At 50.8% G+C, this 16,027-nt stretch carries 13 protein-coding genes and 3 pseudogenes; 7 read left to right on the top strand and 9 right to left on the bottom strand.

What is annotated here, in order from left to right; all coding sequences use genetic code 11:
- The first annotated feature begins 82 nt into the window (after nucleotides 1-82).
- The 3 genes from G0034_RS12160 to G0034_RS12150 are packed head-to-tail and all read left to right on the top strand — an operon-like array spanning nucleotide 83 to nucleotide 1,194.
- Nucleotides 83-532 (top strand): hypothetical protein, encoded by a 450-nt coding sequence (locus tag G0034_RS12160; RefSeq protein ID WP_014883976.1) that lies wholly within the window; start codon nucleotides 83-85, stop codon nucleotides 530-532.
- A gap of 39 nt (nucleotides 533-571) precedes the next feature.
- Nucleotides 572-769 (top strand): hypothetical protein, encoded by a 198-nt coding sequence (locus G0034_RS12155; RefSeq protein ID WP_014883975.1) that lies wholly within the window; start codon nucleotides 572-574, stop codon nucleotides 767-769.
- Between the two features lie 2 nt (nucleotides 770-771).
- Nucleotides 772-1,194 (top strand): GFA family protein, encoded by a 423-nt coding sequence (locus tag G0034_RS12150; RefSeq protein ID WP_179120905.1) that lies wholly within the window; start codon nucleotides 772-774, stop codon nucleotides 1,192-1,194.
- 17 nt (nucleotides 1,195-1,211) lie between these two features.
- Here G0034_RS12150 and G0034_RS23385 read toward each other — a convergent pair whose 3' ends face one another.
- The 3 genes from G0034_RS23385 to nifJ form a co-directional block, all read right to left on the bottom strand.
- Nucleotides 1,212-1,337 (bottom strand): hypothetical protein, encoded by a 126-nt coding sequence (locus G0034_RS23385; protein ID WP_255199877.1) that lies wholly within the window; start codon nucleotides 1,335-1,337, stop codon nucleotides 1,212-1,214.
- Nucleotides 1,338-1,477: 140 nt separating this feature from the next.
- Nucleotides 1,478-2,587, bottom strand: coding sequence for a porin OmpC (ompC, locus tag G0034_RS12145; RefSeq protein WP_045268213.1), 1,110 nt, complete (start codon nucleotides 2,585-2,587; stop codon nucleotides 1,478-1,480).
- Between the two features lie 388 nt (nucleotides 2,588-2,975).
- On the bottom strand, nucleotides 2,976-6,500 hold the full coding sequence (nifJ, locus tag G0034_RS12140) for a pyruvate:ferredoxin (flavodoxin) oxidoreductase (protein WP_045268212.1): 3,525 nt from the start codon (nucleotides 6,498-6,500) through the stop codon (nucleotides 2,976-2,978).
- Nucleotides 6,501-6,770: 270 nt separating this feature from the next.
- Between nifJ and G0034_RS12135 the strand changes: the two genes are divergently transcribed.
- Nucleotides 6,771-7,037 carry a putative hemolysin gene (locus G0034_RS12135; protein WP_023330510.1) on the top strand — a complete coding sequence of 89 codons (267 nt, stop codon included), beginning with the start codon at nucleotides 6,771-6,773 and terminating at the stop codon, nucleotides 7,035-7,037.
- Here G0034_RS12135 and hslJ read toward each other — a convergent pair whose 3' ends face one another.
- Nucleotides 7,038-7,475 carry a heat shock protein HslJ gene (gene hslJ, locus G0034_RS12130; protein WP_047027048.1) on the bottom strand — a complete coding sequence of 146 codons (438 nt, stop codon included), beginning with the start codon at nucleotides 7,473-7,475 and terminating at the stop codon, nucleotides 7,038-7,040.
- Nucleotides 7,476-7,659: 184 nt separating this feature from the next.
- Between hslJ and G0034_RS12125 the strand changes: the two are divergent.
- Nucleotides 7,660-7,830 (top strand): annotated as a pseudogene (locus G0034_RS12125) (TnsA endonuclease N-terminal domain-containing protein); the annotation flags it as partial.
- Nucleotides 7,831-7,866: 36 nt separating this feature from the next.
- Here the strand turns inward: G0034_RS12125 and G0034_RS12120 are convergent.
- From G0034_RS12120 to G0034_RS12105, 4 genes and pseudogenes are all read right to left on the bottom strand, one after another.
- A pseudogene (locus G0034_RS12120) lies at nucleotides 7,867-10,874 on the bottom strand (Tn3 family transposase).
- A 135-nt stretch (nucleotides 10,875-11,009) separates the two neighbouring features.
- Nucleotides 11,010-11,714: an IS6-like element IS26 family transposase gene (locus G0034_RS12115; RefSeq protein ID WP_001067855.1), complete on the bottom strand. Its 705-nt coding sequence runs from the start codon at nucleotides 11,712-11,714 to the stop codon at nucleotides 11,010-11,012.
- A 70-nt stretch (nucleotides 11,715-11,784) separates the two neighbouring features.
- A pseudogene (locus G0034_RS12110) lies at nucleotides 11,785-12,171 on the bottom strand (hsdR); the annotation flags it as partial.
- 19 nt (nucleotides 12,172-12,190) lie between these two features.
- A complete protein-coding gene (locus G0034_RS12105) occupies nucleotides 12,191-12,955 on the bottom strand; it encodes a tyrosine-type recombinase/integrase (protein WP_000174662.1) in 765 nt (254 codons plus the stop codon).
- A 464-nt stretch (nucleotides 12,956-13,419) separates the two neighbouring features.
- Here G0034_RS12105 and G0034_RS12100 point away from each other — a divergent pair, with 464 nt between their 5' ends.
- Entirely contained in the window at nucleotides 13,420-14,097 is a 678-nt protein-coding gene (locus G0034_RS12100) for a hypothetical protein (protein WP_000182008.1), read from the top strand.
- A 30-nt stretch (nucleotides 14,098-14,127) separates the two neighbouring features.
- Here G0034_RS12100 and G0034_RS12095 read toward each other — a convergent pair whose 3' ends face one another.
- Entirely contained in the window at nucleotides 14,128-14,751 is a 624-nt protein-coding gene (locus G0034_RS12095; protein WP_001071437.1) for an RES family NAD+ phosphorylase, read from the bottom strand.
- A gap of 530 nt (nucleotides 14,752-15,281) precedes the next feature.
- On the opposite strand from G0034_RS12095, the gene G0034_RS12090 reads away from it, so the two are divergent.
- On the top strand, nucleotides 15,282-15,977 hold the full coding sequence (locus tag G0034_RS12090; protein WP_000778342.1) for a hypothetical protein: 696 nt from the start codon (nucleotides 15,282-15,284) through the stop codon (nucleotides 15,975-15,977).
- Nucleotides 15,978-16,027 lie beyond the last annotated feature (50 nt).

Genomic DNA, 16,027 nt, shown 5'->3' with positions numbered 1-16,027 from the left:
AAGTAGTAGGCCAATTCCTGGTGGGTTGCTGTTTTTTGCACAATCTGAATAATACGTGCAACAACACGGACGACAGCATCCCATGAATAGAAAATCTATTGCACTGGCAGCACTGGTGTTTTTCTCTGCGCCTGGCTGGTCAGCGTTTCAGGAGCGGGAATATAATACCTGGTATATAAAAAATGCCGTTCTCTATGACATGACGCAGACCTCGGACGGTTTTCCTGTCATGGTGAGCATATTCCAGCCTGAGCGTAAATCCGCAAATCTGGTGGTGTCGTACATCACTGAAGGCCGTTGCGATGATAATAACCAGCAGCTTAATGTGAATGGCAAAGTGCTGGCCGCAAAATATCGCTGTGTTCAGGTTGGACAGAACAGAATAGACCATTTCTCCGTGGTGGATGCGAACAGCGTCAATAGCCTGGTGACCTATCTAAAATCCGATTTCACGCTACTCCTGCAAAATGATATCAAGATTTGGGCGGCAAATATCAAAACGCCCAAATACGGTCTGACGCCGCGTTTTTAAAATCCTGCTACGCTTGTTTGTTGTATCAGGAGCATGAAGATGAAGAACAAAGACGAACAAACAGGATTAGTGGGGCTGGCGATCGGCGCCGCTGTTATTGGACTGGTTTCCGCACAGAGACCGATCGATCGCGACAGCATAGTGGATGAACTGGTCAGGCTGGGCAGGCAGAAAGGCGATGGTGTCGAAGATGAGGTTTTCGTTAAAGCCGCCCAGCTGGTGAGAAAAGGGGTATAACGATGGCTGAAGTACGTCATGCGCAGTGCCATTGTGGCGCGGTAGCCTTTACGGTCGAACTCTCTGATGGCTTTAACACCGCGCGGCGCTGCAGCTGCTCTTTTTGTCGTATGCGGGGCGCAGTCGCGGTTTCTGCTCCGTTATCGGGAATTACCGTAACCAAAGGCGAGGACAAGCTGACGGAGTATCGTTTTCACACCGGGACGGCGCGGCATTTCTTTTGCTCAGTCTGCGGAATATATACGTTCCATCAGCGTCGCTCTAACCCTAATGAATACGGCGTGAATGTGTCCTGTATTGAAAATGTCTCGCCGTTTGATTTCCCCGAAGTGACGGTGATGGACGGCGTCAACTATCCGAAGGACGGCGAAAGTGGGGTGTTTGGTTATCTCTCGTTTCGCAAAAGAGAGACTCATAAAAGCTAATTACTGCATGGGCAGGATTAACCGCCTTCCAGTCGGGTCAACAACGCACCGAGATGTCCGACAATATCGCGGAAATCAAAAATCAACGCCATCCACAAACAGGCTAAAAGAGTCAGTACGGTTAAGGATAGACGAGCAAACAACGCAGTTGTCCTTAATGAAGAAAGGGCCATCTGCGCAGTCTAACCTGCTTTCTCTCAACTTAGCCTCAACCAAAACCTTTCTGAAGCTACCATTTGTGATGGCATTCAAAAAAAAGCCCGCATTTCGCGGGCTCTGATCATCAGAACTGGTAAACCAGACCTAACGCGACGACATCATCGGTGCTGATGCCGTTGTCTTTGTAGAAGTTATCATCTTCATCCAGCAGGTTGATTTTGTAATCAACGTAGGTGGACATGTTCTTGTTGAAATAGTAGGTAGCGCCTACATCCGCATATTTAACCAGGTCCTGATCGCCCTGACCGTTGGCCAGGTCTTTACCTTTAGACTGCAAATAAGAAATGGCCGGACGCAGACCGAAATCGAACTGGTACTGCGCGGTCACTTCAAAGTTCTGGGTTTTGTTCGCCACGGCGTCGGTATTATCACCATACGGGGTCATGTTGCGGGTTTCAGAATACATCGCCGCCAGATAGATATTATTGGCATCATATTTCAGGCCTGCCGTCCAGGCATCTGCTTTATCACCGCCCGCAGTGGTATTCGTCACCTGGTCGTTGGTACGGTCAGAAGAGGTGTACGCAGCACCGGCGCTGATGCCCATGCCAAGGTCGTAGGTGGTCGAAATACCGAAGCCGTCACCGTTCTCATGACGCGTGTCGCGGCCATTGTTGGTACCTTCCTGGTTGTTGCTGGCATCTTCATTGTTGCCCTGATACTGCAGCGCAAAGTTCAGACCCGGCACCAGACCGTAGAAGTCGGTGTTACGATAGGTTGCGACGCCGTTCGCACGGCCAGTCATAAAGTTATCCGCATTGGTGTAAGAGTCGCCGCCGAATTCAGGGAGCATATCGGTCCAGCCTTCCACGTCGTACAGCACGCCATAGTTACGGCCATAATCGAACGAGCCGTAGTCACCCACTTTTACACCGGCGAAGGCCAGACGCGTCCAGGACTGGTTATCAGACCCTTCAGTGTTATTAGCCTGAATGTTGTACTCCCACTGGGCGTAGCCGGTCATCATGTCATTGATCTGCGTCTCACCCTTGAAACCCAGACGCATGTAGGTTTGGTCGCCATCTTTAGAGGCGTCATCAGAGAAGTAGTGCAGGCCGTCTACTTTTCCGTACAGGTCTAATTTGTTGCCATCTTTATTATAAATTTCTGCCGCATGTGCTGCGCCAGCCATTAACAGAGCCGGAATCATCAGAGCCAGTACTTTTCTTTGCATTTTGGTATTCCTTTGCGGTTGTTTTTATTTAATTACCTGTTGAACTTTCCAAATAAGAAAGTGGTCTCATGCTAAAACACTCCGCAGAAGAGTAATAAAATATAATTGTTACGAATTGAGTTAAATCTAAACTGAATTAAACCACGGTAATGATCATTTGTTTGGTGAATAATTAAGGTTATACCATAACAAATAAAAATTTTTAATGAGTCGCCAGTTCAGGTAGTCTTTGCGTCGTTATATGCCTTTAAGATTATTTATCCATAATTCACATGAATGTTATTTAGGTAACTAAAACGATATTCATTGATTATCTGGATTAGCCCGATGTGAAAGCATCGGGCTTTTTTTATGACAAAAAAATGCCCGGACGAGCCGGGCAGTGGCGTTAGTCGCTGGCTGATTTTTCGGCTTTCCCGGCCAGCTGTGCCAGGAAGTCATACCGTTTTTGCAGATCGGCAGCGGCGTCTTTCCAGAGTTGTTCCGCCACCTCAGGCTGTTGCGCATTGAGGCGACGGAAGCGCTGCTCCTGCATCAGCGTCTCTGCCAGCGCATCTGACGGCGGACGCGAATCCAGCGCCAGCGGTAATTTCCCCTCGTCCGAACGGCGCGGATCGAACCGGTACAGCGGCCAGAAGCCGGTCGCCGTCAGTTGACGCATCTGATCGTGGCTGAGCGCCAGATCGTAGCCATGCTCTTCGCACGGGCTGTAGGCAATGATCAGCGATGGGCCGGGATAGGCTTCTGCTTCCTGAATCGCTTTCACCGTCTGGTTAAGCTGCGCGCCGAGCGAGATTTGCGCGACGTAAACGTGGCCGTACATCATCATACTCACGCCGAGATCCTTGCGTGCTTTGCGCTTACCGTGTTCACCAAATTTCGTGACGGCGCCCAGCGGTGTGGCTTTCGACGCCTGCCCACCCGTATTGGAATAACACTGCGTATCCAGCACCAGGATGTTGACGTTCTCGGTGAGGCTCAGGACGTGATCCAGCCCGCCAAAGCCGATGTCGTAAGCCCAGCCGTCGCCGCCAATCAACCAGATGGATTTTTCGACCAGCGCGTCAGCGTCGGTCAGCAACTGCTCTGCACCCGCGACCCCCTGAAGGGCGTGACGCAACGCTGCCACCTGCTCGCGACGCACGTCGGGTGTCGCTTCGGCGTGAAGCGCGGCATTCAGTTCGGCAGGAATTTGCCCGGCGAACTGCTCCAGCAAGCGCATCACTCGCGCGCGGTGTTGATCAACGGTGAGGCGGAAGCCCAGGCCAAACTCGGCGTTATCCTCAAATAGTGAGTTTGCCCAGGCCGGACCGCGACCCTTTTCATCGGTGGTATAAGGCGTAGAGGGCAAATTACCGCCGTAGATGGACGAGCAGCCGGTGGCGTTAGCAATCAACATCCGGTCGCCATACAACTGAGTAAGCAGCTTGATATACGGCGTTTCACCGCAGCCGGAACAGGCACCAGAGTATTCGAACAGCGGCGTGATGAGCTGCGAAGTCCGAATATCAATCCGTTCCAGTTTGCTGCGATCGATTTCCGGCAGATTCAGGAAGAAGTCATAGTTCTCTTTCTCTTCTTCAACGTGCTCCAGGCGCGACATCATGTTGATTGCTTTAATGTCCGGGTTCTGCCTGTCTTTCGCCGGGCAGACCTCAACGCAGAGGTTACAGCCGGTGCAATCCTCCGGCGCGACCTGCAGAACGTATTTCTGTCCGCGCATATCGCGGGATTTTACATCCAGCGAGTGCAGGCTGGCCGGTGCGTCTTCCATCGCTTCCGGTGACACGACCTTGGCACGAATGGCCGAGTGCGGGCAGGCCGCGACGCAGTGGTTGCATTGCGTGCATAGCTCTTCTTTCCAGATCGGGATTTCTTCGGCGATATTGCGCTTTTCCCAGCGCGTGGTACCCATCGGCCAGGTTCCATCAGGCGGCAGCGCGGAGACGGGCAGGGCGTCACCCAGCCCGGCCAGCATGGCTGCCGTTACGGTCTTAACGAAATCAGGCGCCGCATCAGAGACCACCGGAGGACGGTTCGGACTGGCGTCATTCACCGGCTGCAGCGGCACCTCGGACAGCGACTCGCGCGCCAGCGCCAGCGCCTGCCAGTTACGCTCTACCAGCTCCTGTCCCTTGCTGCTGTAGCTTTTGGCGATCGCGCCCTGCAACTCTACCAGTGCGCTGTCGCCCGGCAGGATTTGGGTCAGATGGAAGAAGGCCATCTGCATCACGGTATTAATACGTGCAGCCAGGCCACATTCGCGGGCAATTTTTGCCGCGTTGACCACATAGAATCGGGCATTTTTCTGGTTCAGGACCGTCTGTACTTCCTGCGGCAGACGCGCCCAGACCTCATCCGCGCTATACGGCGTATTGAGGAGGAAAATACCGCCTGGCTTCAGGCGCTCCGCCATCTGGTATTTGTCGATAAACTGCAGCTGGTGGCAGCCAACAAAGTCGGCCTGAGAAATCAGGTAGGCCGAGCGGATAGGGTGCTCGCTGACGCGCAGGTGGGAAACGGTCAGGCCACCCGCTTTTTTGGAGTCGTAGACGAAGTAACCCTGCGCATACCACGGGGTCGAGTTACCGATGATCTTGATGTTATTTTTGGTCGCCGAGACGCTGCCATCGCTGCCCAGGCCGTAAAACAGTGCTTCAAGTTTGGCGGTTGAAGGCAGCGTATTTTCCGGCAACGGCAGGGACAGGTTCGTGACATCATCATAGATACCCACCGTAAAGCGCGGTTTGGGTTTTGCTTCCCGCAGTTCATTAAATACCGCCAGCACGCACTCCGGCCCGAACTCTTTGGAGGATAAGCCATAGCGACCGCCGATCACCCGCGGAAGGGTTTCACGCTCGCCCTGGTTAAAGGCTTCTGCCAGAGCGGTCATGACGTCCAGGTAAAGCGGTTCAGCGTGTGCCCCAGGCTCTTTGGTTCGGTCGAGCACCGCCACCGTACGCGCGCTTTCCGGCAGAGCAGAGAGCAGATGTTTGGCCGAGAACGGGCGATACAGACGCACTTTAAGTACGCCGACCTTTTCTCCACGGGTCAGCAGCTCGTCAACCACCTCTTCACAGGTGCCGATGGCGGAACCCATTAGCACAATCACGCGTTCAGCCTGCGGATGGCCGTAGTATTCGAACGGCTTGTACGTGCGCCCGGTCGCGGCGGCAAAATCATTCATTGCCTGCTCGACGTGGTCATAAACCGCGTTGTACCACGGATTCGTGGCTTCACGGGACTGGAAATAGGTGTCCGGATTGGCTGATGTCCCGCGAATTACCGGGTGTTCCGGGTTAAGGGCACGGGCGCGATGCGCGTCGATTTCCGCCTGCGGCAAAAGATTCAGGATAGTATCGTCCGCCAGCGGGACGATTTTGTTGATTTCGTGAGACGTGCGGAAACCATCAAAGAAGTGGATAAACGGCACGCGGCTTTTAAGCGTGGCGATATGCGAAATCAACGCAAAATCTTGTGCTTCCTGAACGCTGCTGGCGCAGAGCATGGCGCAGCCTGTCTGACGCACGGCCATCACGTCGGAGTGATCGCCAAAGATGGAGAGCGCATGGGTCGCAACGGTACGTGCGGCGACGTGCAGGACGAAGGGGGTCAGCTGGCCGGCGAGTTTGTACAGCGTCGGGATCATCAACAACAATCCCTGTGAGGAGGTAAACGACGTGGAGAGCGCGCCTGTCTGCAGCGCACCATGAACCGTAGCGATCGCTCCCGCTTCAGACTGCATTTCAACCACTCTCGGGACATCACCCCAGACGTTTTTTACCCCGTTTCCCGCCCAGGCATCCGCCTGTTCCGCCATGGTCGAGCTTGGCGTAATCGGGTAGATGGCGATAACTTCGCTGGTGCGAAACGCGACTGAGGCAACTGCACCATTACCGTCAATAGTTTGCATAGGACGACACCCTTACATTGCGCAAAAAAGAGGGCCTGTCATAAGACGACAAGCCTTGAATATTATCTCTTTAGTCTAGCAAACAGGGGGTTTTACGATTTTCGCTTTTGTGTCCTCGATATTCTCGTCATCAATGAGTAGATCAACTAAAGGGTAAAAAAATTGCGAGAAATTGTTTCAGTAGCGCATAAATACGCACATCCGCTCTCGACGACACGGGAGGTGATGCCTATTATGCATAGGTTTCGCATTATTTAAGGGGGAGAGAGCATGCGTTCAGCATTTTTGATTGGGTGTGCCGCATTATTATTGTCGGCATGTAGCAGTGAGCCTGTTCAGCAGGCGACGGCGGCTCACGTAGCGCCGGGAATGAGAGCGTCAATGTCCAGCTCAGGACAAGCCAACTGTGCCATGATTGGCGGCTCGCTGTCGGTTGCCCGCCAGCTTGATGGTTCAGCTATTGGGATGTGCGCATTGCCAAACGGCAAACGCTGCAGTGAACAGTCGCTTGCCGTTGGCAGCTGCGGTAATTACTGATCAGTCAACACGTTTAAACATCAGCGTTTTGTCGGCGGTCGCCAGCGTTAACTGGTCTTCCGTCAGGTCGACCTGCGCCCCTTTGCGCAGCATGTCGCCGAGGGTGTGATCCAGTTCGTTAAGCTGCGGTTCAGTACAGAGTTTGCGCGTCATTGCCAGCGTTTTCACTGTCAGCTCACCTTCGGACAATTTCCCCTGTCCGTTGAAGCGGTTACACATCGTGCCAGACACGCTGATGTTATCTACCAGGTTCAGAGCGGGCAGCGCGTTAAAACTGATCTCAGGTGGTGTTGGCATGCCCTTCACGGCTTTGCCATCCACATTTTCCAGTACAAAACGATGGTTCTTCAGCTGCTCTGGCTGAACGGACGCTTTGCCCGGATTAACGCAGCCGGTCAGGACAAGACTGATAACACTTAACGCAATGAGCTTTTTCATTTTTGTTCTCAAATAATAAATACTGTTGTCCGAAGACAATAAAGTTGTACACAAAGCACTAAAGTTGTAACCATTCTCAAAAAACGACGCTAATGTTGTATTCTTACTGAATGTGTGGTTATAGGGTTGGAGACTATAAAATGCACATATAGGTACGTATCAATGTCGTTTTTTGGGTACGATCATGGGTAGGGGTAGGCGTCTCAAATCCTATTTGGATTATGAAAATGCGCTAGGTGACGGCATAGGAGTGGGCTATGGCCAAAGTTATCAGCCCTGGCTTAGAGCTCAGGACGTTAAATCCCGTGGAAACCGTTCGATAGTCTTTGGCCTTAAGACGTTTCGAAACCATCATCATGGGGTTTGAGGGCCAATGATGTAAAAAACCACGCTAAGGAGATAATTCATTGTTTAAATTGAGATTTAACGGCCTCAATTCCCCCTTCATAATATCCTCCGGTAGTGTGAACGTATAATGTCCCAGCATGTTGATATGACCGTGCATCAGAGGCGAAAGCCGCGCGATATGTTCATCCTCTGGCCCTTCCCCGATGCTGCGCAGGTGCGACAAGGCTTCCTGCATATAAAGCGTATTCCACAGCACCACTGCGTTTGTCACCAGACCCAGCGCACCCAACTGATCTTCCTGCCCCTCGCGGTAACGTTTTCTGATCTCGCCACGCTGACCGTAGCAGATGGCTCTTGCAACGGCATGGCGGCCTTCACCCCGGTTCAACTGTGTTAGGATCCGGCGACGATAGTCCTCATCATCAATATAGTTGAGAAGATACAGTGTCTTGTTAACTCTTCCGACCTCCATTATTGCCTGAGCAAGCCCTGACGGTCGGGTACTTCTCAATAGCGATCGAATGAGTTCTGACGCATGAATAGTGCCCAGCTTCAGCGAACCGGCAACCCGCATCATCTCATCCCAGTGGCTTTCGATTTTAGAAAGGTCAACACAACCCCGCGCCAGTTTGTCCAACGCCCCGTAATTCGCTGCTTTGTCGGCCCGCCAGAACACAGCCTCACCCGCATCCGCCAGACGAGGTGAAAATTGGTATCCCAGTAGCCAGAACAGGCCAAAGATAATGTCACTGGTACCTGCTGTGTCCGTCATGATTTCAACCGGGTTTAGTCCCGTTTGTTGCTCAAGTAGCCCTTCCAGCACAAAGATGGAATCCCGCAGTGTTCCAGGAATCACTATGCCATGAAAACCCGAATATTGGTCAGAGACAAAGTTGTACCAGGTGATGCCGCGCCCTGAACCAAAGTATTTTCTGTTGGGGCCAGAATTCACCGTTTTCACTGGCGTGACAAAACGCATACCATCAGCGGAGGCTACCTCCCCGCCCCCCAGTATCCTGCCAACGCTAACGAGGACTGAAAATCAACCAGCCGCGCATTGGCGCTAACCAGCGTTTCTGCTCGGATGTAGTTCTGTTTCACCCAGCTCAGACGATGGCGAGTCAGTGCAGGGATATTGTGCTTGATCAGCGGCTCATGTCCGATATTGCAGGCCTCAGCCAGCATCACCGCACACAGGCTTATATGCAGATCCTGCGCACGGGCACCTGACTCGCTGACATGGCTGAATTCACGGGTGAAGCCAGTTCTGGCGTCAATCTCGAGCAACAGTTCTGTCAGGTCAACGGGTGGAAGCAATTGTCTGACTCGGCTGCTCAGTTGTATCAGCGCCGGTGGTTCATCCAATTTATCCAGGCTGCTGATGGTCAGCGAAGGATGTTTACCTTCATTGCAGATGTCCACGGCGGTATTGCGATCAAAACGTGATGCCACCGTTTTCCAGGTTTCATCTAACTGAGCGGCCAATTGCTCCGATGCTTTACTGCCATTAGTGGGGTGACCCAATGCCCGGCAGACTGGAACCCGCTGCGCCTGCCATTCCTCCCCCTGAAGAAGTTTTTGGCGCGGATCACCCCAACGATCGCTGTTTTCCAACCAGATGTCACGACGGCGTAGCGCATCCTGAAGTCGCTCCAGCAGACACAACGAGTAACCTGCTCGCTGTATCCGACCGTCAGCATCGTACACCAGGCGTTTCCAAGGGCCTGAAATGATATGTTCAGGTGCATCGTCCAGGATCCGTTTTTTCGAGCCGTTTAGCTCTGCCAGGTAATGGATGGCAGCCAAGGTATGTTCACCGTCTGGGGCCGCACGGAAGTGCAGATCGCGCAGTAGTGCGGGCAAAAAACGCCTTACCCGTCCGTATTGCTCCACCATTTCATCCTGAAAGTTTGTATCCTGGGGGCGGGCCAGTTCATTCACTTTTTCCACGGACTCTGCCAGTCTGGCGACAGACACACTGCTGAATATGGTCTTTCGCAGCAAATCATCGGCGGTATCTTCATCAAGTAAAAGTGCGCATGCCCGCGCCAGCAGCAACGCCGCGCGGTCAAGATCCTTGAGCGTCCTAAGTCGCTTTTTCTGCCCGGTTTTCTTCGCCTCCCGGGTAATATTGAGGATCAGCATATCCAGCACGTCAACGGCCTCGTCCAGCGCCGAGATTTCTTGCGCTTTCACGAATGCGGTAAGGATCGCCAGCCGCCGTTCTTCTGGCATTCTGCTGATATATTTCACCGATGCCATTCCGGCATAGCGTGCCAGATTGCGGAGCTGTATGGCGGGCAGCCCAGTGAAATTCAGACAGGAAAACTCCAGGCTGCGCAGGCGAGTGTAACGTTCAAGTGCTTCAGTGAACGCGGGGCCGCTGATAGTGACAGGGCCTCTTTTTAGGTGCTCCATCACTGAGAGTCGCTGTCCTTCGGGGATTTCAAGTAACCCAGCCAGTTGTGCGGTCTGCCAACGGTTTGGCAGCGCGGCCAATTTTCGCCACAAGCGGCGGGTCGCACGCTCACGGATTTCACCAATGACTCTCGTCAGGGTGGATGCGGCTGGCAACAACACTTTATTTTGAAGCAACCACGCGGTGGCAAAATCGAACATCAGTCCGGGGCGTTCATTACTGAGCCATGCACGGGTATACAGCAATCGCTTCAGTCTGAACGACCACGGGAAATCACCGAAATCATGATAGCTATAGTGCTGCCTGATAAGCCCGTGGTGCTCCCAACGTGTGTTTTCCCTTTGAGCATAGCGGGAAATGATCTCTGGATAGCGGATGTTAAGTTGCCTTGCGACATAAAACTGGACACCGGGCGGTATTTGCATGAGATCGGACAAGAAGGTTCCCAGAAAGCGGGCAGTTGTGAGTTGAAGGGCAATTCCCAACCGGTTATGCCTGCCCCTACGCAGGTTGATGAAAGTAAGGTCTCGCTCATCAAGATGAAAATACCGTGCCAGCTGGATCTCGTTTGGCTCTGCGGCATAACGCCCGTAGTTCTGTGTCTGTTTGTCGGTCAGAAAATCAGCAGCCATCACGCATCCTTTCGTAAACGGGTGTTCTGTTCTCTTTTTAACCGTCTCAAATGTTATGAGTTTTGATACCACCCAAAACGGTAGGCACTGTTGCAAAGTTAGCGATGAGGCAGCCTTTTGTCTTATTCAAAGGCCTTACATTTCAAAAACTCTGCTTACCAGGCGCATTTCGCCCAGGGGATCACCATAATAAAATGCTGAGGCCTGGCCTTTGCGTAGTGCACGCATCACCTCAATACCTTTGATGGTGGCGTAAGCCGTCTTCATGGATTTAAATCCCAGCGTGGCGCCGATTATCCGTTTCAGTTTGCCATGATCGCATTCAATCACGTTGTTCCGGTACTTAATCTGTCGGTGTTCAACGTCAGACGGGCACCGGCCTTCGCGTTTGAGCAGAGCAAGCGCGCGACCATAGGCGGGCGCTTTATCCGTGTTGATGAATCGCGGGATCTGCCACTTCTTCACGTTGTTGAGGATTTTACCCAGAAACCGGTATGCAGCTTTGCTGTTACGACGGGAGGAGAGATAAAAATCGACAGTGCGGCCCCGGCTGTCGACGGCCCGGTACAGATACGCCCAGCGGCCATTGACCTTCACGTAGGTTTCATCCATGTGCCACGGGCAAAGATCGGAAGGGTTACGCCAGTACCAGCGCAGCCGTTTTTCCATTTCAGGCGCATAACGCTGAACCCAGCGGTAAATCGTGGAGTGATCGACATTCACTCCGCGTTCAGCCAGCATCTCCTGCAGCTCACGGTAACTGATGCCGTATTTGCAGTACCAGCGTACAGCCCACAGAATGATGTCACGCTGAAAATGCCGGCCTTTGAATGGGTTCATGTGCAGCTCCATCAGCAAAAGGGGATGATAAGTTTATCACCACCGACTATTTGCAACAGTGCCAATCGGAATGATAAAAATGAACCACCCGGTTGCGATGGTCTTTGACTTTTTTGAATACGTCGATGGTTTCTTTAGGAAGAGGGTGTTCCAGAACATCAGCTAATCGCTGACATGTTTCATCGTATGTCACCGACTGGAAATCACCTGCAAGGTACCTTGCTCGCTCTATTTTCCTGCCGGAGCACACCAGACTCCAGTGCTCATGTAACAAAGGTACCTTCAGCAGGATCTCGACCGCTGTCCAGAAACTGACAATCGAAAATTTGGGCATGGAGTCCTGCAATTCTTCACGCGCCTTATCCAGAAACACAAGTCCGTTGTCGATCAGAGTCAAAACATCTTTAGATACAAAGGGATCGTCATCACTCTCAAATCTGTATTTGGTTTTTTTCATGGGAACTCAACTTGGTTATCTATTTTATACGCAGTAGCTGCAGCGCATCCTGTGTATCGAGGGTGAAGCGCAGCTGCTGACTGGCAGCCACGTCGAGCGCAAATATTTTCGTATAGACCTCAGTACTCTCAAACTTCTCATGCCCCAGCAGACCCTGGAGTACCTTAGGGTGAACGTGGCCATATAAAAGGTGCATTGCAAAACTGTGCCGGAAGGTATGGGGGCTGACGTCGATGCTCAGTCTGACGCCGTCACGATCCGCGGCATCAGTAGCCCGGACCAGCCAGTTACGCACCGTCCGGTCGGAAACATTCCACACCGGTTGCGCGCGACGTTCGCCTGTAATCGGATCATCTTCAAACTGCTCCTTCGTGCTGGCGAACAGCCGGCGCATCTCATCGACATAGGCCGGGTCCGATAACGGCACCACCCGGTTGGCACTTTTTCCCTTACGCGGACGGCCGCCGCCGGCACGCCGCTGTTTGGCGGTGCGAAGAACGACATGCGGAATGCTCTCGTTAAGGTGAAAGTCACGCCGTCTCAGGGCAAGGCCTTCGTTCAGGCGTGCCCCGGTATTCCATAACGTATTAAAAAAAGCGTGCTGACCCCAGTCCTGAACAAAGTGCAGCAGTCCGGCCACTTCCGGAGCCAGCAGATATTTTGGCAGCTCGGTGTAGTGCCGGGCCATTTCGCGTAGCGAAAGCGCGCGGCCGTAGTCCAGGCCAGCCGACTGGCCTGTCGCCGGCAGGGCAGGGGAGGCGTTAATAAAAGAGGGCAGAGTCATGGTGTCCCCGTTGGTCCGCTCACGCTACGTAAATTCTGTCGGGTTACACCCCTGCAACCCTGCCATTTTTCACGTAGCGCAATCTGATGAAATTCTGCTGTCATTTTCGTTGCTCGCGACCGCGACTGCCACGGAAAAAACCCGCAGAGCGGTGTGCACTGAATTTCCGCTTTCTGGATATATACCATAAATCAGAAACAAATATTTTAGCGTGAGGAGAGTATGGGATCGCAAAAGGATCGAAAAAGGATCCTTTTTGCCTGGATGATGGGGTCTGAAGGGGAGGGAAGGGCTGTATGTTGTGTTCTGTGACAAACTGCCCTCAGTTGGGCGACCTTTCCTCAAATAGCGGAAATCGGAATGCAGATTTTGCAGGGAATGCAGGAAGTACAAAAATTGCACTTCTTTAAGATTTTGTGTATTCTTAAGTCATGGAAATCTTAAACACCCGAGACGAGGCGACTATGACAAACATCAGTTATGCACCTAATAAAGCCCGTGCTCACCTCAAAAACCGTGAGCAAACTGAAATCCAGCTGCTGCAGACCCGCATTCAGAATGTGGGAAGCAAGTTCGTTGAAGCACTGCATGAACTGCCCCACGAGAAGTTACTGGAACTGCTCACGCTGCAGGATGAAACATTCTGGGCTGAATTAAAGAATCAGGCTCAGCTGCAGACATTAATTAATACCATGACACCTGAAAAACAGGCCCAGGAAGATCTTGCTGAAGCGAGAGAAGTATTTCTTAAGTCGCTGGAGAATTCAGGCGGAGTGCATAAATCAACGGCCGTTATAAAAATACTGGCAACCACGCCGCCAACCCTGCATAAAAGAGGAAACCGTGGTGAAGTTATTCAGATTAAATGGGGTTCTGAAAACCTTTACCCGGTATTTCAGTTTTGCACACGTGAGAATAATTCAGAAGGCGGTATGCTGGCCGGCATCCCGGAATTATTATCCCTGATTAAACACAAGGTCAGTGCTGTGCGGAAATGTCACTTCTTTACCCGTAAAGTTGATATTCCGGGAACTGAAACACATGTCTCTATTGTTGACGCGCTGCGCCGTGGCGCTACGCCTGAAGAGATGACCCACTTCAGAATCCTGGCAGAAAACTTTGGTACCAACCATACCATGTAAAAAAATGGGCCTTTTGGCCCATTTTTAATCTCAGAGAGTAAGAATACCCAGCTTTGATTTTAAGATCGCCTGCGTACTTTGTCCGTTGAGACTGAACTGGATTAACGGAGTGACTGAGATGTTCTTCAGCATTCCGTTTCCATCAACGGTGTCAGACCACAACGCGATACAGGTTTTGCCGGTGTGTTGAGACAAATATTCAATACCATCAGCATAATGAGAAAGCACTTCTGCCAGCCACTGAGTATCCTCATAGACAGCTTTAGAGCCCATCAAATAACCTAACGGAGTTTTCAGATGGGGCGCCAGGGCAGCTAAATCAATAATCTTGATTGTGCGTGCTGCCTGAATTACCGCCATACAGTTTTTCTCAAGATCCTCAGTTTCAACAAGCGGAGCATCCTGATAAAACTCTTTCAGCCCTGTAAATGCCGTGGTGGCCAGATACAATACACCTTTGGATTTGCTACGCAGTGAAAAGCGGGTTTCTGATTCAGAGTTGAAATAGATACCATTTCCACCGTAATACTGGTCCTGCACCTTGTAAAAATCAGGTTCAATAGTTAATTCTTTGAAAATTTCACTATCAGAGATTTCTGCGCCGGCTAAGATTTGAGCTACTACATTATGTAGGTCCTCTGTAAATTGGTTCATGGATGATTCCTTCTGTAAAGTTTATATATCGAATTCTTTGAGTTTCCATGTGGAATTCCTCTCAGATTTACGTGTGTGTTGCGCCTGTTATCCAGACGTAACGTGAGGTAGTTGCCCGTTAAGCTGACAACTGAGTTGATAATACATCACCTGGCGCTGGATGTATTAGAACGATCGGTAAAGGATGAACTAAATGATATAACCAACTAATTTTGGTAGGTTTCCGTGTAATACCGGCTGAAGAATTGAACATTTAATTAGCTTTTAAGTGAAATTACGCCGAATACAAATGAACTACTTTTGTAATTCATTTGTATTCGGTGCCGATGATATGCACTTACAGTCTTTACCGGTTCTGGCTGGCGTTGTTACTCATTCTATTGAGTGAGAAATCCTGACCGTCCTGGTTGTTACCGCATCAAAATATCTCCCACAGGTATCAGCCTTCTTTCGACATCAGTTTGCACGTTGATTTGACAAATATTGAACTATAGTTCAATTTATCATTATAAAATCAGTTGGAGTCTAAGATGAAGCTCAGTGTCAGATTGATTGAAGGGTTTAAAAAAACATATCTTCCTCTGCAGTTCAGAGCCTTCTGGGATGATGAGGGATTTTGCTATTTAAAAGTTCAGATCGTTAACGGGAAGATAATTTTTTTCTGTGCTCAGTTGTTAAATTATTATAACACTTCAATTACCAATGCTGTTGAGAGTGTACGGGCATCAGCTGTGAATGCACTCATTAATGACGGTGCAATTAAAATACAGAATCAGCAAGGGATTTTTGATTTATTTAAATCACAGGAACGTAAAAGTAAAGAAGTGATATCAATTCTGTTTGAGTATGTTCGTGAGAATTCTGTATGGGTAGAACATTACGAATCTCAAATCAGCATAACCCAGGATGACCGATATAGTCTGGTTCACTTCAACCAGTACCAGGAACCTAACTGGTCTTTTATTTCTAAAGAAAAACTTGAAGAGACATATCCTGAATTTGATTTTCATGTTTCCAGAAAGTCTCTTGAAAACTGGAGTAATGCCCGATTATCAACTCAGACGATTAAAAAATTATTAAAAGAAAAAAACTGGACCATGAAGGAAGTTGCTGCTCGCTGGAACCGTTCGGAATCATGGATGAGTAAAGTTGTTAATGATGAGGAAAGGGAACTCTACTGGGAAGACGCTTTTAAAGGGCTCCCTTCAAAAATACACGAAAAATGAAGACAGAATCGCCAGTTCTTAATGTTAAAATCCTGTACCCATCAGTACCC

The organism is Enterobacter sp. T2 (assembly GCF_010692925.1).
Lineage (GTDB): Bacteria > Pseudomonadota > Gammaproteobacteria > Enterobacterales > Enterobacteriaceae > Enterobacter > Enterobacter kobei.
Note: the sequence above shows the minus strand (reverse complement) of the source record. Positions and strands in the feature narration are given on the sequence as shown.